The 14295-nt window shown below is 71.7% G+C and carries 13 protein-coding genes and 1 pseudogene; 6 read left to right on the top strand and 8 right to left on the bottom strand.

From position 1 onward, the window contains the following. The first annotated feature begins 157 nt into the window (after positions 1-157). Positions 158-925 carry an ABC transporter ATP-binding protein gene (locus O7605_RS25250; RefSeq protein ID WP_269741465.1) on the top strand — a complete coding sequence of 256 codons (768 nt, stop codon included), beginning with the start codon at positions 158-160 and terminating at the stop codon, positions 923-925. After that, on the top strand, positions 925-3474 hold the full coding sequence (locus tag O7605_RS25245; protein ID WP_269741464.1) for an ABC transporter permease: 2550 nt from the start codon (positions 925-927) through the stop codon (positions 3472-3474). The genes O7605_RS25250 and O7605_RS25245 overlap by 1 nt, the downstream gene beginning before the upstream one ends. A 53-nt stretch (positions 3475-3527) precedes the next feature. On the opposite strand, the gene O7605_RS25240 is transcribed toward O7605_RS25245, so the two are convergent. After that, a complete protein-coding gene (locus O7605_RS25240) occupies positions 3528-4181 on the bottom strand; it encodes an HAD family hydrolase (protein WP_269742745.1) in 654 nt (217 codons plus the stop codon). Positions 4182-4282: 101 nt separating this feature from the next. Then, a pseudogene (locus O7605_RS25235) lies at positions 4283-5047 on the bottom strand (neutral zinc metallopeptidase); the annotation flags it as partial. 223 nt (positions 5048-5270) lie between these two features. On the opposite strand from O7605_RS25235, the gene O7605_RS25230 reads away from it, so the two are divergent. Next, on the top strand, positions 5271-5660 hold the full coding sequence (locus O7605_RS25230) for a YciI family protein (RefSeq protein WP_269742744.1): 390 nt from the start codon (positions 5271-5273) through the stop codon (positions 5658-5660). Next, positions 5660-6898, top strand: a complete 1239-nt coding sequence (locus O7605_RS25225; protein WP_269741463.1) for an RNA polymerase sigma factor — start codon at positions 5660-5662, stop codon at positions 6896-6898. Before O7605_RS25230 ends, O7605_RS25225 begins: the two co-directional genes overlap by 1 nt. A 14-nt stretch (positions 6899-6912) precedes the next feature. On the opposite strand, the gene O7605_RS25220 is transcribed toward O7605_RS25225, so the two are convergent. The 3 genes from O7605_RS25220 to O7605_RS25210 form a co-directional block, all read right to left on the bottom strand. Further along, positions 6913-7920 carry a 1-aminocyclopropane-1-carboxylate deaminase gene (locus tag O7605_RS25220; protein ID WP_269741462.1) on the bottom strand — a complete coding sequence of 336 codons (1008 nt, stop codon included), beginning with the start codon at positions 7918-7920 and terminating at the stop codon, positions 6913-6915. A 146-nt stretch (positions 7921-8066) separates the two neighbouring features. Beyond that, the gene (locus O7605_RS25215; RefSeq protein WP_269741461.1) at positions 8067-8699 is read right to left on the bottom strand and encodes an HNH endonuclease family protein; all 633 of its coding nucleotides are present in this window, start codon (positions 8697-8699) and stop codon (positions 8067-8069) included. 182 nt (positions 8700-8881) lie between these two features. Next, complete coding sequence (locus O7605_RS25210; RefSeq protein WP_269741460.1) at positions 8882-9550, bottom strand: response regulator transcription factor; 669 nt, start codon at positions 9548-9550, stop codon at positions 8882-8884. A 240-nt stretch (positions 9551-9790) separates the two neighbouring features. Between O7605_RS25210 and O7605_RS25205 the strand changes: the two genes are divergently transcribed. Continuing rightward, positions 9791-10480 carry a DUF2306 domain-containing protein gene (locus tag O7605_RS25205; RefSeq protein WP_269741459.1) on the top strand — a complete coding sequence of 230 codons (690 nt, stop codon included), beginning with the start codon at positions 9791-9793 and terminating at the stop codon, positions 10478-10480. A 231-nt stretch (positions 10481-10711) separates the two neighbouring features. On the opposite strand, the gene O7605_RS25200 is transcribed toward O7605_RS25205, so the two are convergent. From O7605_RS25200 to O7605_RS25190, 3 genes are all read right to left on the bottom strand, one after another. Continuing rightward, positions 10712-11818 (bottom strand): putative manganese transporter, encoded by a 1107-nt coding sequence (locus tag O7605_RS25200; RefSeq protein ID WP_269741458.1) that lies wholly within the window; start codon positions 11816-11818, stop codon positions 10712-10714. Positions 11819-11887: 69 nt separating this feature from the next. Then, on the bottom strand, positions 11888-12757 hold the full coding sequence (locus tag O7605_RS25195) for a manganese catalase family protein (RefSeq protein WP_164446993.1): 870 nt from the start codon (positions 12755-12757) through the stop codon (positions 11888-11890). A gap of 84 nt (positions 12758-12841) precedes the next feature. Further along, the gene (locus O7605_RS25190; RefSeq protein WP_269741457.1) at positions 12842-13567 is read right to left on the bottom strand and encodes a sensor histidine kinase; all 726 of its coding nucleotides are present in this window, start codon (positions 13565-13567) and stop codon (positions 12842-12844) included. 66 nt (positions 13568-13633) lie between these two features. On the opposite strand from O7605_RS25190, the gene O7605_RS25185 reads away from it, so the two are divergent. Beyond that, positions 13634-14275, top strand: coding sequence for a response regulator transcription factor (locus O7605_RS25185; RefSeq protein WP_269741456.1), 642 nt, complete (start codon positions 13634-13636; stop codon positions 14273-14275). Positions 14276-14295 lie beyond the last annotated feature (20 nt).

Raw genomic sequence — 14295 nt, 5'->3', positions numbered from 1 at the left:
GGGGACAACCCTGACTCCGGTTGGGGGGTACCCGCAGCCGGAAATCCGTTCCGCCTCCGCCCGGAGTCGGACGGATCGGCGGTGGGCAGCACAGATGATTGATTCGCACCGGTCCAGCGGGGGCGGTGCGAGCTGACGCGACGGAGAGGTACGTGACGTGACCGCTACCACAGGCCAGTCGGCATCGGCCGCAGCCCGGGCGAGCGACGTGTGGAAGGTGTACGGCAGCGGCGAGGCGCAGGTCATCGCCCTGCGGGGGGTCAGTGCGGAGTTCGAGCGCGGACGATTCACGGCGATCATGGGCCCGTCGGGGTCCGGCAAGTCGACGTTGATGCACTGCCTGGCTGGCCTGGACTCGGTGACCAGGGGGACCGTGCAGATCGGCGAGACCACCGTCACCGGGCTCGGTGACGCGGGCCTGACGAAGCTGCGCCGCGACAAGGTCGGCTTCATCTTCCAGCAGTTCAACCTGCTGCCGACGTTGACCGCCAAGGAGAACATCCTGCTTCCGCTGTCGATCGCCGGCCGGAAGCCGGACCCGGCCTGGTTCGACGTCGTGATCGACACGGTGGGCCTGCGGGACCGGTTGGGGCACCGGCCGGCGCAGTTGTCCGGCGGTCAGCAGCAGCGGGTGGCGTGCGCCCGGGCCCTGGTGGCCCGCCCTGAGGTGATCTTCGCGGACGAGCCGACCGGCAACCTCGACTCACGCTCCGGCGCGGAGGTGTTGAACTTCCTGCGCAACTCGGTACGCGAGCACGGGCAGACCATCGTGATGGTGACCCACGATCCGACGGCCGCCGCGTACGCCGACCGGGTGGTGTTCCTCGCCGACGGGCAGATCGTCTCGGAGTTGATCGAGCCGACCGCGGACACGGTGCTGGACACGATGAAGAAGCTGGACACGCCCGCCGAGGTGGCCGGCTGATGTTCCGGGCAACTGTGAAGAGTCTGCTGGCCCGCAAGGTCCGGCTGATCCTGTCCGGCCTGGCCGTGGTGCTCGGCGTCATGTTCGTCTCCGGCGCCTTCGTCCTCACCGACACCCTGGGCCGCTCCTTCGACTCGCTGTTCGCCGACGCGTACGCCGAGGTCGACGTCAACGTGGCCGCCAAGCCGAAGCTGGAACTCGGCGAGCTGGAGGGCGAGCAGCTCGCCACCCCGTTCCCGGCCGCCACGGTGGAGACGGTGCGCGCGGTGGACGGGGTGGCCGAGGCGACCGGTGTGGTCGCCGCCGACGGGGCCCGGTTGATCGGCAGCAACGGCAAGGCCGTCACGTCGTTCGGGCCGCCGCAGTTGGGCGGGAACTGGACCGGCGAGAGCGACCTGGTGCGGTTGCGCGAGGGTCGGGCACCGCAGGCCGACGACGAGATCGTGATCAACAAGGGGCTGGCCGAAGCCGGCCGGGTGGCGCTCGGCGACCGGGTGGGTGTGCTCACCCTCCAGCCGCGCAAGGAGTTCACCATCGTCGGCATCTTCGGCTACAGCGGTGACCGGGACTCCCTCGGCGGCGCCAACGAGGTCATGTTCACCACCCCGGTGGCGCAGCAGCTGATGCTCGGCGAGTCGGACGTGTTCAGCAACATCGTGGTCACCGCCGCCGACGGGGTCTCCGACGAGCAGCTGCGCGACTCGGTGGCCACGGCCCTCGGCGACGGCTACGTGGTCAAGACCGGCGAGCAGCTCTCCGCCGACGCCGCCGCCGGCCTGAAGGAGGGGCTGTCCTTCTTCAACCGGATCCTGCTCGGCTTCGCCGCGGTGGCCCTGCTGGTCGGCACGTTCCTGATCCTCAACACCTTCTCGATCATCGTGGCGCAACGCACCCGGGAACTGGCGTTGCTGCGGGCGGTCGGCGCCAGCGGCAAGCAGATCATCGGTTCGGTGGTGCTGGAGGCGGTCGCCGTCGGGTTGATCGCCTCGGTGTTCGGTCTGGCCGCCGGCATCGGCATCGGGGCGCTGCTGGCGTACCTGTTCGGCAACCTCGCCGGCGGGCTGGCCCTGGCCGGGGTCGGCGTACCGGCGTCGGCGGTGATCGGCGCGTTCGGCGTCGGCCTGGTGATCACCGTGCTGGCGGCGCTGCTGCCGGCGCTGCGGGCCGCGCGGATCCCACCGATCGCGGCGATGCAGGACGTGGCGACGCCGGACCGGCCGTTGACCAAGGTGACCGTCGGCGGTGCGCTGGTCACCGCGATCGGCGCCACCCTGCTCTTCCTCGGTCTGGGCGGGCACGCCGGCGACAGCACGCTGGCCACCATCCTCGGTGGCGTGCTGTTCTCGTTCATCGGGGTGGCCCTGCTGACGCCGCTGATCAGCCGTCCGGTGGTGGCGGCCCTGGGCACGGTCTTCTCCGGCTGGGTGCCGGGCAAGCTGGGCCGGCTCAACTCCGGTCGCAACCCGCGCCGCACCGCGATCACCGCGGCCGCGCTGATGGTGGGCATCGCCCTGGTCACCGGCATCACGGTGATCCTGGACTCGGCCAAGAGCAGCATCAGCGGGCTGGCGCAGGACAGCATCAGCGCCGAGTTGGTGATCGCCGGGGCCCAGTCCGGTCCGCGCCCGCCGACGTTCGACCCGGCGGTGCTGGACGAGGCGAAGGCCATCCCCGGCGTCCGCCTCGTCGACGGCGAGTACGGCGACATGGCGCTGGTCGGCGGCGAGCGCACCTGGGTCGGTGCGAGCAGCGAGCCGAGCGCGCTGGTGGAGATGTTCGGCCTCACCGCGACCGCCGGGGACATCGGGCGGCTGGGGCCGGGCCAGATGTTGATCAGCTCGGACGCGGCGGAGTCACGGGGCCTGTCGGTCGGCTCCACCGTGCCGGTGCAGCTGGCCCGGGGCGAGGAACGCAGCTACACGGTCACCGGCATCTACGGGAGCACCCCGCTGTTCGGCGGCGTGACGTTGCCCGCCGAGGCGGCGCGTGACTTCTCCATCCCGCAGCCCATCCAGGGTTACATCCAGTTGGAGCCGGGAGTCCGGGCGGCCGACGTGCTGCCCCGGGTGGAGGCGCTGCTGGCGGACAGCCCGGAGGTCTCGGTGGCCGACCGCGACGCGTTCATCGAACAGCAGGCCGGGCAGCTCGACGGGCTGCTGCAGATGATCCAGATCCTGCTGGCGCTGGCCATCGTGATCGCGGTGCTCGGCATCGTCAACACCCTCGCCCTGTCGGTGCTGGAGCGGACCCGGGAGCTGGGTCTGCTGCGCGCCATCGGCCTGCGCCGGTCGCAGACCATGGGGATGATCACCGTGGAGGCGGTGGTGATCTCGGTGTTCGGCGCGCTGCTCGGCGTGGTGGTCGGCGCCGGCCTGGGTGCCGCGGTGGTGGAGGCCCTGCGCGACGAGGGGATCACCAGACTGGTGCTGCCGTGGGGCCAGATGGGTGTCTTCCTCGGCCTGGCCGCGATCATCGGCGTGGTCGCGGCGGCGCTGCCGGCGATCCGGGCCGCCCGGATCAACGTGCTGGGTGCCATCGCCCACGACTGAGCGGTCAGGCGGGCCCCCGGTGCGACGCGCGTCGCACCGGGGGCCCGCCCCGGTCAGCCCGGGGTGGCGGCTGGACGCAGCAGCTCCGCCAGCAGTTCCAGGTCGGCCAGCAGCAGGCTCTCCAGCTGGCGTACGCCGTCGGTGGGTGCCAGCGGCACCTCGGCGGGCACGGCCAGCACCGCGGCCCCGGCGGCGACCGCGCTGGCCACCCCGGTCGCCGAGTCCTCGATCGCCACGCACCTGTCGATGGGCACCCCGAGCAGCCGGGCGGCCGTCAGGTACGGCTCGGGATGCGGCTTCGTCGCGTCGACCTCGTCGCCGCAGACCACCACGTCGAAGCTGTCCCGGCCGAGGGTGTCCAGGGCGATCTCGACCAGGGCCCGCCCACTGGAGGTGACCAGCGCCGTCGGAATCCGCGCCTGCCGGACCGCGCCGAGCAGCGCCAGCGCCCCCGGCCGCCACCGCAACCCGGTGCGGAACAGCTCCAGGATCCGCGCGTTGATCCATTCCGCGCTGGTCCGCGGATCCCGGTGCGGCTGCCCCAGGTCGTCGTGCAGGATCCGCATCGAGTCGGCCATGCCCGTGCCGACGATCGCGCGCCGGGCGTCGGCGGAGAGGGTGCCCCCGTACTGCTGCGCCAGTTCGGCCAGCGCGACGTCCCACAACCGCTCGCTGTCGACCAGGGTGCCGTCCATGTCGAAGAGCACGGCGGCTGGACGGGTGCTGCTCACCGGATCCTCCTCAGGCTCGGTTGACCGGTGAATCCTGTCAGCCGACGGTGGTCCGGCGCTCGGCGCAGTGACCTTTCTCAACCGAGGTCGCAGGCGGTCAGGGACCGTTCGTAGCCACGGAAGAACGCCTCGGACCGCTGCTCGGGGGTGCCGTGGGAGCCCTCGGCGAACCACGGTTGACCCGGGTCGTCGCCGACGGCGAGCAGTCCGTCGTTGAACTCGTCGAGGTCACCCTCTTCCAGGGTGAGCCGGTCGGACCGGACCGAGTCGCCGAGGAACGCCCCGGCCATGCAGTCGGCCTGTAGTTCCTGCTGGATGGTGAAGTTGTACCGGATGCCCAGCCGGGTCTGGATGCCGTGCGCGTACTCGTGCCCGAGCAGGTAGAACACGAACGCGTCGCCGATCTGCCGGAAGGCGCCGAACGACCAGTTGATGTCGTACGCGATGTAGTCGTCGACGGTGCAGTAGACCGCGTTGTTGCGGGGCACCTCCTGGCCACCGCAGGAGACCTCACCGTCGCGCTGGTACGGCAGGACCTGCCTGATCGGCCGGAAGGACTGCCCCGACGCCTCGAACTGGTCGGCCCAGTACAGCTCGGCGAGCCGCTGCGCGTCGGCCACGTCCTGGCGGAACTCCTCCACGGTGTCGGTGCCGTCGGCGCGGGTCACCTCCGCCGTCGGTTCGGCCGGTTGCGGCTGCCCGTTCGGGTCCGCCGGCCCGCCCACCGGCTCCACCATGCAGGCGGCCGCCGCCACCAGCGCCACCGTCAGGCCGGCGAGTCTGCCCCGGCGTAGCCCTCGCCCACCTGCCGCCACCGCACGCCTCCCGCCTCGACGTCGCCGGTCCTGTACCCCGACGGTACGACCGTCACGCCCGTTGCCGTCAGGTACGCCTTACCGCCCCGTCCGGTTCAGTCGCGCGTGTTCCATCCGCTCCGCCGGCCGGTCACAGAAAGACGGCCTATGGTGCGGTGGTCGGTGTCCGGTAGGCACACCCGGCTCCGACGTCCCCGATGAACCGGCACCGCGATGGTGGCGGACGGAAGAGGGAGACGCCGTGAAATATATGATCATGCTGTACGGCTCGCAGCGGGACTACGACGCGATGGCCGGACACGGGTCCGACCGGCCGGCGATGTCGGCCGAGCAGGTGGCCGCGATGCACGCGCACATGGGCAGGGTGCACCAGGACCTCGCCGACGCCGGTGAACTGGTGGACGCCCAGGGGTTGACCGCGCCGGTGCACGCCCGTCGGGTCCAGGTGCGCGACGGCGCGGCGATGGTCACCGATGGTCCGTACCCGGAGACGCAGGAGGTCCTCGCCGGGTACACGGTGGTCGAGTGCGCCAGTTTCGACCGGGCCGCCGAGATCGCCGCCATGCTGGTCAACCCGGACAACCCTGGCGAGTACGTCGACGTGCGTCCGATCGCCGAGGGCATCGACGACCTCGTCTGATGGATGAACCGACCGTCGAGGGCCTGCTGCGCCGACTGGCGCCGCAGGTCCTCGGCGCGCTCGTGCGCCGCTACGGGCACTTCGACACCGCCGAGGACGCCACCCAGGAGGCGCTGATCGCGGCGGCCACCGGCTGGCCTCGGGACGGTCTACCGGCGAACCCCCGAGGCTGGCTGATCACGGTGGCGTCGCGGCGGCTCACCGACCTGCTCCGGGCCGAGCAGGCCCGACGGCAGCGGGAGGACGTCGTCGGCCGGCGCGTGGTGGCCGAATGGCGGCTGGCACCGTCGGGTCATCGGAGCACGGACTCCGACGACACCCTGATCCTGCTGTTCCTGTGCTGCCATCCGTCGCTGTCCCCGGCCGCGCAGGTCGCGTTGACCCTGCGGGCGGTCGGCGGGTTGAGCACGGCGGAGGTGGCCCGGGCGTTCCTGGTGCCGGAGCAGACCATGACCCGGCGGATCAGCCGGGGCAAGCAGCGCATCCGCGACAGCGGCCTGCCCTTCGCGATGCCCGACCCGGCCGAGCTTCCGGGGCGGCTGGCGACCGTGCTCCGGGTGCTCTATCTGATCTTCAACGAGGGGTACGCGAGCACATCCGGGCCCGGGCTGCTCCGCGCCGACCTGTGCGCCGAGGCGATCCGGCTGACCCGGCTGCTGCGCCGGACCATGCCCGACGCCGCCGAGGTGACCGGCCTGCTGGCGTTGCTGCTGCTCACCGACGCGCGCGCACCGGCGCGGACCGGTCCGCACGGCGAACTGATCCCGATGGCCGAACAGGACCGCTCCCGCTGGCGTGCCGATCAGATAGCCGAGGGCACCGCGCTGGTGGTCGAGGCGCTGCGCCGCGGGTCTCCCGGGCCCTACCAGGTCCAGGCCGCCATCGCCGCCCTGCACGACGAGGCGTCCGGCCCGGAGCAGACCGACTGGCCGCAGATCGCGATGCTGTACGAGGTGCTGACGGCGATGGACGCCAGTCCCCTGGTCGCACTGAACCGTGCCGTCGCGGTGGCCATGGCGGACGGTCCCGACGCGGGGCTGACGCTTGTCGAGAAGGTGGCCGCCGACGGTCGGCTGGCCCGGGACGCGAGGCTGCCCGCCGTACGCGCGCACCTGCTGGAACGCCGCGGCGACCCGGCGGCGGCCCGTGCCGAGTACCGTGTGGCCGCCGCGCAGGCCACGAATCTGGCGCAGCAGCGGTACCTGAACGCTCGCGCCGACCGCCTGACCGACGGCTGAGCGAACGTTGGCGGTCAGGGAAAGAGCGTGTGGTACGCGTTCAGGGCCGGCTGCCCGCCAAGATGGGCGTAGAGCACGGTGGCGTCGGCGGGGATGTCCCGGGTACGGACGAGGTCGATCAGCGCCGCCATCGACTTGCCCTCGTACACCGGGTCGATGATCATGCCTTCCAGTCGGCCGGTGAGCCGGATCGCGTCCAGGGTGGACTGGATCGGGATGCCGTAGCGGTCTCCGGCCCAGCCCGGCAGCACGCTGATCTCGTCGTCGCGCAGGTCGCGCCCGAGACCGATCCGTCCGGCGGTGTCACGGGCGATCTTCTCCACCTGGGCCCGGGTCTCGTCGAGCTTGGCCGAGGCGTCGATGCCGAGCACCCGCCGGGGCCGGTCCTGGCCGGCGAAACCGGCGATCATCCCCGCCTGGGTGCTGCCGGTGACGCTGCAGACGACAATGGTGTCGAAGAAGATCCCCAGTTCCCGCTCCTGTTGCTGGACCTCGTAGGCCCAGTTGGCGAAGCCGAGCCCACCCAACGGGTGGTCGGACGCCCCGGCGGGGATGGCGTACGGCACGCGGCCACCGGCCCGGACCTCCTCCAGCGCCCGCTGCCAACTCTCCTTGACGCCGATGCCGAAACCGTCCGGCGCGAGACGCACGTCGGCGCCCATGACCCGCGACAGCAGGATGTTGCCGACCTTGTCGTTGACCGGGTCCGGCCAGTCCACCCAACTCTCCTGCACCAGCACGGCCCGCAGGCCGGCCCGGGCCGCGACGGCGGCCACCTGGCGGGTGTGGTTGGACTGCACGCCACCGATGCTCACCAGGGTGTCCGCGCCGCGGGCAAGGGCGTCGGCCACCAGGTACTCCAGCTTGCGGGTCTTGTTGCCGCCGAAGGCCAGCCCGCTGTTGCAGTCTTCCCGCTTGGCCCAGATCCGGGCGCCGCCAAGGTGGCGACTCAGCCGGTCCAAGGGGTGGATCGGGCTCGGACCGAAGAGCAACGGGTAACGGTCGAACTCGTCGAGAGACATGCAATATATTGCACGTTGCATGATGTGGTCTGTCAAGCCTTCGTCCGGTCCTCCGACGAGGAGCGGCCGACTTCGACGCGTACGGCGACAGCGACGGGGGCGTGACGTCGTCGACGTCACGCCCCCGGGGTCACCAGTGCGCCGGCTCAGCAGGTGTTGAGCATGGTGCTCAGCGCCGACTTCTCCGCGCTGTTCACGGTGAGGCCGTAGTACCACTTCACCTGGATCCACGCCCGGGCGTAGGTGCAGTGGAAGGCCGCGCGCGGCGGCTTCCACGCGGCCGGGTCCTTGTCGCCCTTCGACGAGTTGACGGTGCCGGTGACCGCCCACAGTTCCGGTCCACCCAGGTCGTTGGCGTAGGTCTGGCGCCGTGCGGTGGTCCAGGCCCAGGCGCCCGACCGCCAGGCCTCGGCGAGCGGCACCACGTGGTCGATGGAGATGTCGGCGGGGTTCGTGCGGGTCACTCCGTCGTACGGGCTGTACCAGGACCCGGACGTCGGATAGCAGCTGGAGTTCACCACCACGTTGCTGCCGTCCCGCTTGAGCACCTGCTCGCGGGTGTTGCAGGCGCCGGTGATGGTGATCCAGTGCGGGAACAGGTCACGGCTGTAGCTGGACTGGTGCGACTCGGCCGCGACGGTGAGGGAGTTCAGCCGGCTCACCGCCGTGCTGTACGAGGGGATGTTGGGCGGGGTGGCCTGGGCGGCCGACGGCACGAGCACGACCGACAGCACGACGGCGAGCACCGGAACGACGGCGACCCTGCGTAGGTGAGCCACGGGGCGACTCCTGACTGTCTCCTGCGACGGCGGGTGGGGGAACCCGACTTGGGGGCGCGGCAGGCGACATCAGGATTCTCGCAAACATCTCGATCAATAAATGTCATCGCGCCACAAGCTCTGTGAACGCCACGTGAAGACCAGACCCGGCGTTCTGCCGCGATGCCCCGCGCGGCGCGGCGCTACGCCGAGCGGCCCGGGCGGACGCGGTCGGTCTGGTACGCCCACATCGCGATCTCCACCCGGTTACGGACACCGATCTTGACCATCAGGCTGGCGATGTGGGTCTTCACGGTGCTGAGGCTGATGTGCAGTTCGTCGGCGATCTCGGTGTTGGTGCGACCCCGCGCCACGGCGAGCAGCACCTCCTCCTCCCGCAGGGTGAGCGCGTCCACCGGCTGTGGTGGCGGCGCGGCCGGACCCGCGTCGGCGAAGGCCCGCAGCAGCCGCGTGGTGATGTTCGGCGCGATGAGCGCGTCACCGGCGGCGGCAGCCCGCACGGCCTGGGTGAGCAGGGCCGTGCCGGCGTCCTTGAGCAGGAAGCCACGCGCTCCCGCGCGGAGCGCGGCGTAGACGTACTCGTCGAGGTCGAACGTGGTGATCACGACCACCGCCAAGGGGTCGACCACGGCCGGCCCGGCGAGGCGGCGGGTGGCCTCGATGCCGTCCACAACGGGCATCCGGATGTCGAACAGGCACACCTCGGGTCGGAGCCGCCGGGCGAGGTCGACGGCCCGGTGACCGTCACCCGCCTCGCCCACCACCTCGATGTCCGGCTGGGCGTTGAGGATCATCGTCAGGCCGGTACGGACGATCTCCTGGTCGTCGGCGACGATCACGCGGATGGCCACCTGATGATTGAACACCGCCGGCATCCCGGCCCAAAGTACGGCCGGCCGGCCCGTCCATCGGCCGAGTCCTCGTCGGCCCGCACTCCGATGAGTCTCGCCCGGCACTTCGCCAGGATCGACGGAGCAGGAGCGACCGGGTCCCTTCCCGACTGAACCGCGTCCCGCGTCCGCCCAGCGCCGGGCGGGCCTGGGACGGGGACGTGGTCACGGTCCTGCCCTCAGCAGAAGGGACGCACCGCTGTGACGTCTTCCGCCAGATCGAACTGGCTCATCCCCGCCGGCCTGCTGGTGCTCGCCGCCGTGCCGGTACTCGCCGGGGGCCTCCGCCTGGCCGAGTTCGCCGGCGGCGCCCAGGTGCTGCCCGACGGTGACCGGATCACCTCGGCCCCGCTGCCCGTGATCGCCCACATCGTCGCGGTGACCGTGTTCAGCGTCCTCGGCGCCTTCCAGTTCGCGCCCCGGTTCCGCCGGCGCCACCGCCGCTGGCACCGGGTCGCCGGTCGGCTGCTGATTCCGTGCGGGCTGCTCACCGCGCTGAGCGGCCTGTGGCTGACCTTGTTCCTGCCGCCGGGGCCCTTCGACAGTGACGCGTTGGTCGCCGTCCGGGTGGTGGTCAGCGTCGCCATGGCCGGGTCGATCGTCCTCGGCTTCGGGGCGGTCCGGCGCCGTGACTTCGGCCGACACCGCGCGTGGATGATCCGTGGCTACGCCATCGGGATGGGCGCGGGCACCCAGTTCTTCACCCAGCTGGCCTGGCTCGCCGCCGTCGGTCCACTCACGACGTCCGGTCGGACCGGGACGATGACCGCCGCCTGGCTGATCAACGTGGTGCTCGCGGAATGGATCATCCGGCGGGCCGGCGGCACCGTCGGGGCGCCTCCGGCGGTTCGGGGACGCCGCGCGCGACAGGACAGGGCGATTCCGGTGTGAGACCTCCGGACGGGCGGAGCAGGTGCCGCAGGAGGCTGCCGCCGCCGGTCAGCCCGACGGCGACGGGGATGGCCAGGCTGGTCAGCACCAGTGCCGCGACCGACCAGGCGGGCAGTCCCACGGCCACCGCGACGAGACTCAGACCGCTGAAGACGGCGAGTTTGCGCCGGATCCGCGACAGCGCGACGGGGTCCGTCGTCGAGTACGACATGGCATGCTCCTTCGGCCGGTTCACAGGAACACGAGCAGCGCCCCGCCGACGACGACCGCGGGGACGGTGGTGATGGCGGTCGCCATGACCGCGCTGTGGCGGCGCAGCGCGGCGAGCGGAATCAGGGCGTCCCCGTCCTGGCTGATCGCGTTGGCGACCAGCGTGGGTAGCGGCAGGCCGCCACTGACGTAGAGGCCGGTGAAGACGATCTGCAGGGCGCAGCCGGGTACCAGGCCGACCAGTGCACCGACCAGCACACCGACGAGGCCGGTCAGGACGAGCTGCGAACCGTCGAAGCCGGTCGTGGTGCTCAGCACCTGCCAGCCGAGGTAGGCCACCGCCACCCAGACCGTAACGAACGAGGCCTCGTGCGCGCTGTGCCGCAGCGTCGCAGCCCTGGTACTGGCGTGCGCGGTCTCCAGGGTGTCGTCGGCCAGCCGTCCCCGCCCGGCGGCGAAGATGAGCGCCGCGACCAGCGTGCCGAGCACCCCGAGCGCCAGGTACGGGTCGATCCCGCCGATCACGGTCAACGCCGCCGGGTCGACGATCTGGAACACCACCGGTACGGACACCGCGAAGGCTGGCGTCGTCAGCCCCCAGAACGCGGTCGACGCGGGCACCCGGGGCAGCAGTCCACCGAACAGGCGACGGGACACGGTGAGGTCGGGCCCGACGTCGGCGGCGAGGTCCACCGGTGCCGCGACGGGTATCGGCCGCCGCCGGGCGGCGGACCGGGCGGGATCGATGCCGAGGGCGTCCACGGCGTACCCGGTGGCCAGGCCGGCCACGAACAGCAACGCGTGCAGTTGCAGCGCGAAGAGCGGGTTCCAGGCCAGCACCACCCAGGACGAGTCGCCCATGGTCGCGACCAGCGCACCCACCACGGTGCCGAAGGAGACCTTGCCGCGGGCGTACAGCGGCATCAGGATGATCGCGCCGCCGCAGCCCGGCGTGACCCCCAGCAGCGCGCCGACCAGCGGGCCCACCCGGCGGCGACGGGCCAGCCCGTCGGTGACCCGGTCCCCGTACCGCCAGCGCAGCCAGCCGAACAGCGCCACCATCACGGCGACGTACACACCCACCTGCATGAACGCGTCCGCGAGCGGGCGCAGCACGAGTTCGGTCACGGCACACCTCCTCGGGCGGGCGTCACCCGCCGGGCCACCCGGTCCGGTGGGCGGCCCGGCGGGTGAACGTCAACTGATCTTGCTCTTGACGGTGTTGACCACGCCCTGTGCCATGCCCGGGTTGGTTCCGTACAGACGCGGGTCGCCCGGGGGCAGGACAGGTTCGGGCGCGTGGGCGCGCGGGCTGTGTTCGTAGCGGAACTCCCCCTTGCCGTCCGGTGTCGGTCCGGAGGCCCAGCGTCCCTGTGCGGCGTCCTCGCCGGGAGAGAAGTCGAGGTACGTGTAGCTGAACTGCTCGGTGAAGTCCGGCGAGTCGGGGAAGGCGTCCGGCACCGGCATCTCCTCCAGGCCGTCCTCCCTGAGCTGCTCGATGGCGGCCATCCACATGTTCTGGTGCATGGTGTCGCGGGCCAGCAGGAAGCGGAGCATCTGCTTCACGCCGGGGTCGTCGGTCATGTTGAACAGACGCGACACCTGAAGGCGACCCTGGGCCTCGGCGGTGACGTTGAGCTGGAAGTCGGCCATCAGGTTGCCGCTGGCGGTGACGAAACTGCCGCTCCACGGGACTCCCACACTGTCGACCGGCATCGCCCCGCCGCCGCCGTGGATGAAGTGTGCGGGATTGGAACCGCCGTAGATCGCCCCGACCATCGGGTTGTCCTCGGCAGCCTCCTGCAACGACAACGGCGCGTTGTCGAGCAACCGGGTGATCATGGTGGCGATCATCTCGACGTGGCCCATCTCCTCGGTGCCCACATCGAGCAGCAGATCCTTGTACTTGCCCGGCAGCCGGCAGTTCCACCCCTGGTAGAGGTACTGGTTGGCGACGGTCATCTCGCCCCACTTGCCGCCCAGGATCTCCTGGAGCCGGCGGGCGAACGCCGCGTCGGGACCGTCCGGCTTCGCCTCGAACTGCAGGTCCTTGATATGGGTGAACACGCGCCCTCCTCGATGAGCTCAGCTGTCACCGAGGTCACTTCCCCGATCGCGGGCCCGTGCGGGCCAACCGGCGGCCCGGACGGGTCAACCTGCCCGGCGGGCCGGCAGCAGCACCTCCACCGCCACCCCGGTCGGGCGCAGCCGGTGCAGGCGTACCTGGCCGCCGTCGACGGCGACCAGTTCCCGGACGATCCACAGGCCCAGGCCGGACATGCCGACGGCCGGGGCGGGCCGGCGCAGCGCCTCGATCAGGGTGTCCGCCACGTGTCCCTCATCCAGCACCCTGATGCTCAGGTCGGCACCACGGCAGGCCGCATGGATGCCCACCCGACCTGCGGCAGGTCCGTGGCGCAGCGCGTTCTCGACCAGGTTGCCCACCATCTGCCGGGTACGGCGGGCCGACACCGCACATCGTGCGGCCTCCCGGGTGACCCGGACGCGGCGGCGCTCCGCCGGTACGAGCATCGCGACGGCGGGCAGTACCTCCGCCAGCGGCACCGCATGGTCGTTCCCCCCGGCCAGCAGCGTCAGGGCGCCCACGCTCGTCGCCGCCTCGGTGAGCAGATTCTGCAGGTACGCCGCGTGGTCGCGGGCCAGTGCGGAGATGGCCCGACGCTGCTCGCCGGTCAGCGGGCTCGTCTCGTCGGCGAGGGCCCGGGTCAACGAGGTCAACGAGGTCACCGGCGTACGAAGTTCGTGGCACAGTACCCGAAGCAACAGGTCACCGGAGCCAGCGGCCCGGGCACCACCTGCGGGAACGTCGGTACGGCGGAGCGCCTCCCGCAGTCGTCCGAGGTACCGTCCGCGCATCCGTTCCCCACTCCCCCGAGGTGGCACCGGCCGCATGATCGGTACCCGCTCGGGAAGGGAACAGGCATGTCCGAGTCCCCGGCCGTCCGGGTGGCCGTCGTCGACGACCACCCGCTGTTCGCCCGTGGACTCGAACTGCTGCTGCCGTCGGCCACCGCTGGTCGGGTGCGGGTGGTGGGCGCCACCGGTGACGCCGCCGCGGCGGCCGCGCTGATGTGCCGGTGCCTACCGGACGTGGCCCTCGTCGACCTGCACATGCCGACGCCGGGCGGCATCCGCGCCGTGGCGGCCATCCGCCGCACGACCCCACGGGTGCGTGTGGTGGCGATGTCCGGTGACAGCGATCCGACGCCGGCGGTGGAGGCGCTGCGAGCGGGCGCCGAGGCGTTCCTGCCGAAGAGTGCCGAACCCGAGGCGTTGCTGCCGCCCCTGTTGGCGGTTCTCGACGGGTGGGCGGTGTTGCCGGCGCACCTTCTGCGTGACCTGCTGCACGGCAGCCCGGGCGTCCGGGTCGCTCTCGACGCCGAGGAGCGTGCCCTGCTCCGGTCGATCGCCGCCGGCCGCAGCACCGTGGCCATCGCGGACCAGTTGCACGTCTCGGAACGCACGGTGAAACGGATGACCGCCGCGCTGCTGCGCAAGTTGCGGGTCGGCACCCGCGCCGAGGCCGCGGCGCTCGCCGGGCACGCCGGTCTGCTGGGCGACTGACCGGCCGTCGAGCCGGAACC

The sequence above is a fragment of the Verrucosispora sp. WMMA2121 genome (assembly GCF_027460185.1).
In the GTDB taxonomy this organism is placed as follows: Bacteria; Actinomycetota; Actinomycetes; order Mycobacteriales; family Micromonosporaceae; genus Micromonospora; species Micromonospora palythoicola.
This window is presented reverse-complemented; position numbering and strand designations above follow the sequence as displayed.

Excerpts from the sequence above, each read along its gene's own strand:
- O7605_RS25185 (WP_269741456.1), top strand. The coding sequence starts at position 13,634 with ATGTCCGAGTCCCCGGCCGTCCGGGTGGCCGTCGTCGACGACCACCCG.
- O7605_RS25220 (WP_269741462.1), bottom strand. The coding sequence starts at position 7,920 with ATGTCTCTCGACGAGTTCGACCGTTACCCGTTGCTCTTCGGTCCGAGC.
- O7605_RS25245 (WP_269741464.1), top strand. The coding sequence starts at position 925 with ATGTTCCGGGCAACTGTGAAGAGTCTGCTGGCCCGCAAGGTCCGGCTG.
- O7605_RS25225 (WP_269741463.1), top strand. The coding sequence starts at position 5,660 with ATGGATGAACCGACCGTCGAGGGCCTGCTGCGCCGACTGGCGCCGCAG.
- O7605_RS25190 (WP_269741457.1), bottom strand. The coding sequence starts at position 13,567 with ATGCGCGGACGGTACCTCGGACGACTGCGGGAGGCGCTCCGCCGTACC.
- O7605_RS25230 (WP_269742744.1), top strand. The coding sequence starts at position 5,271 with ATGATCATGCTGTACGGCTCGCAGCGGGACTACGACGCGATGGCCGGA.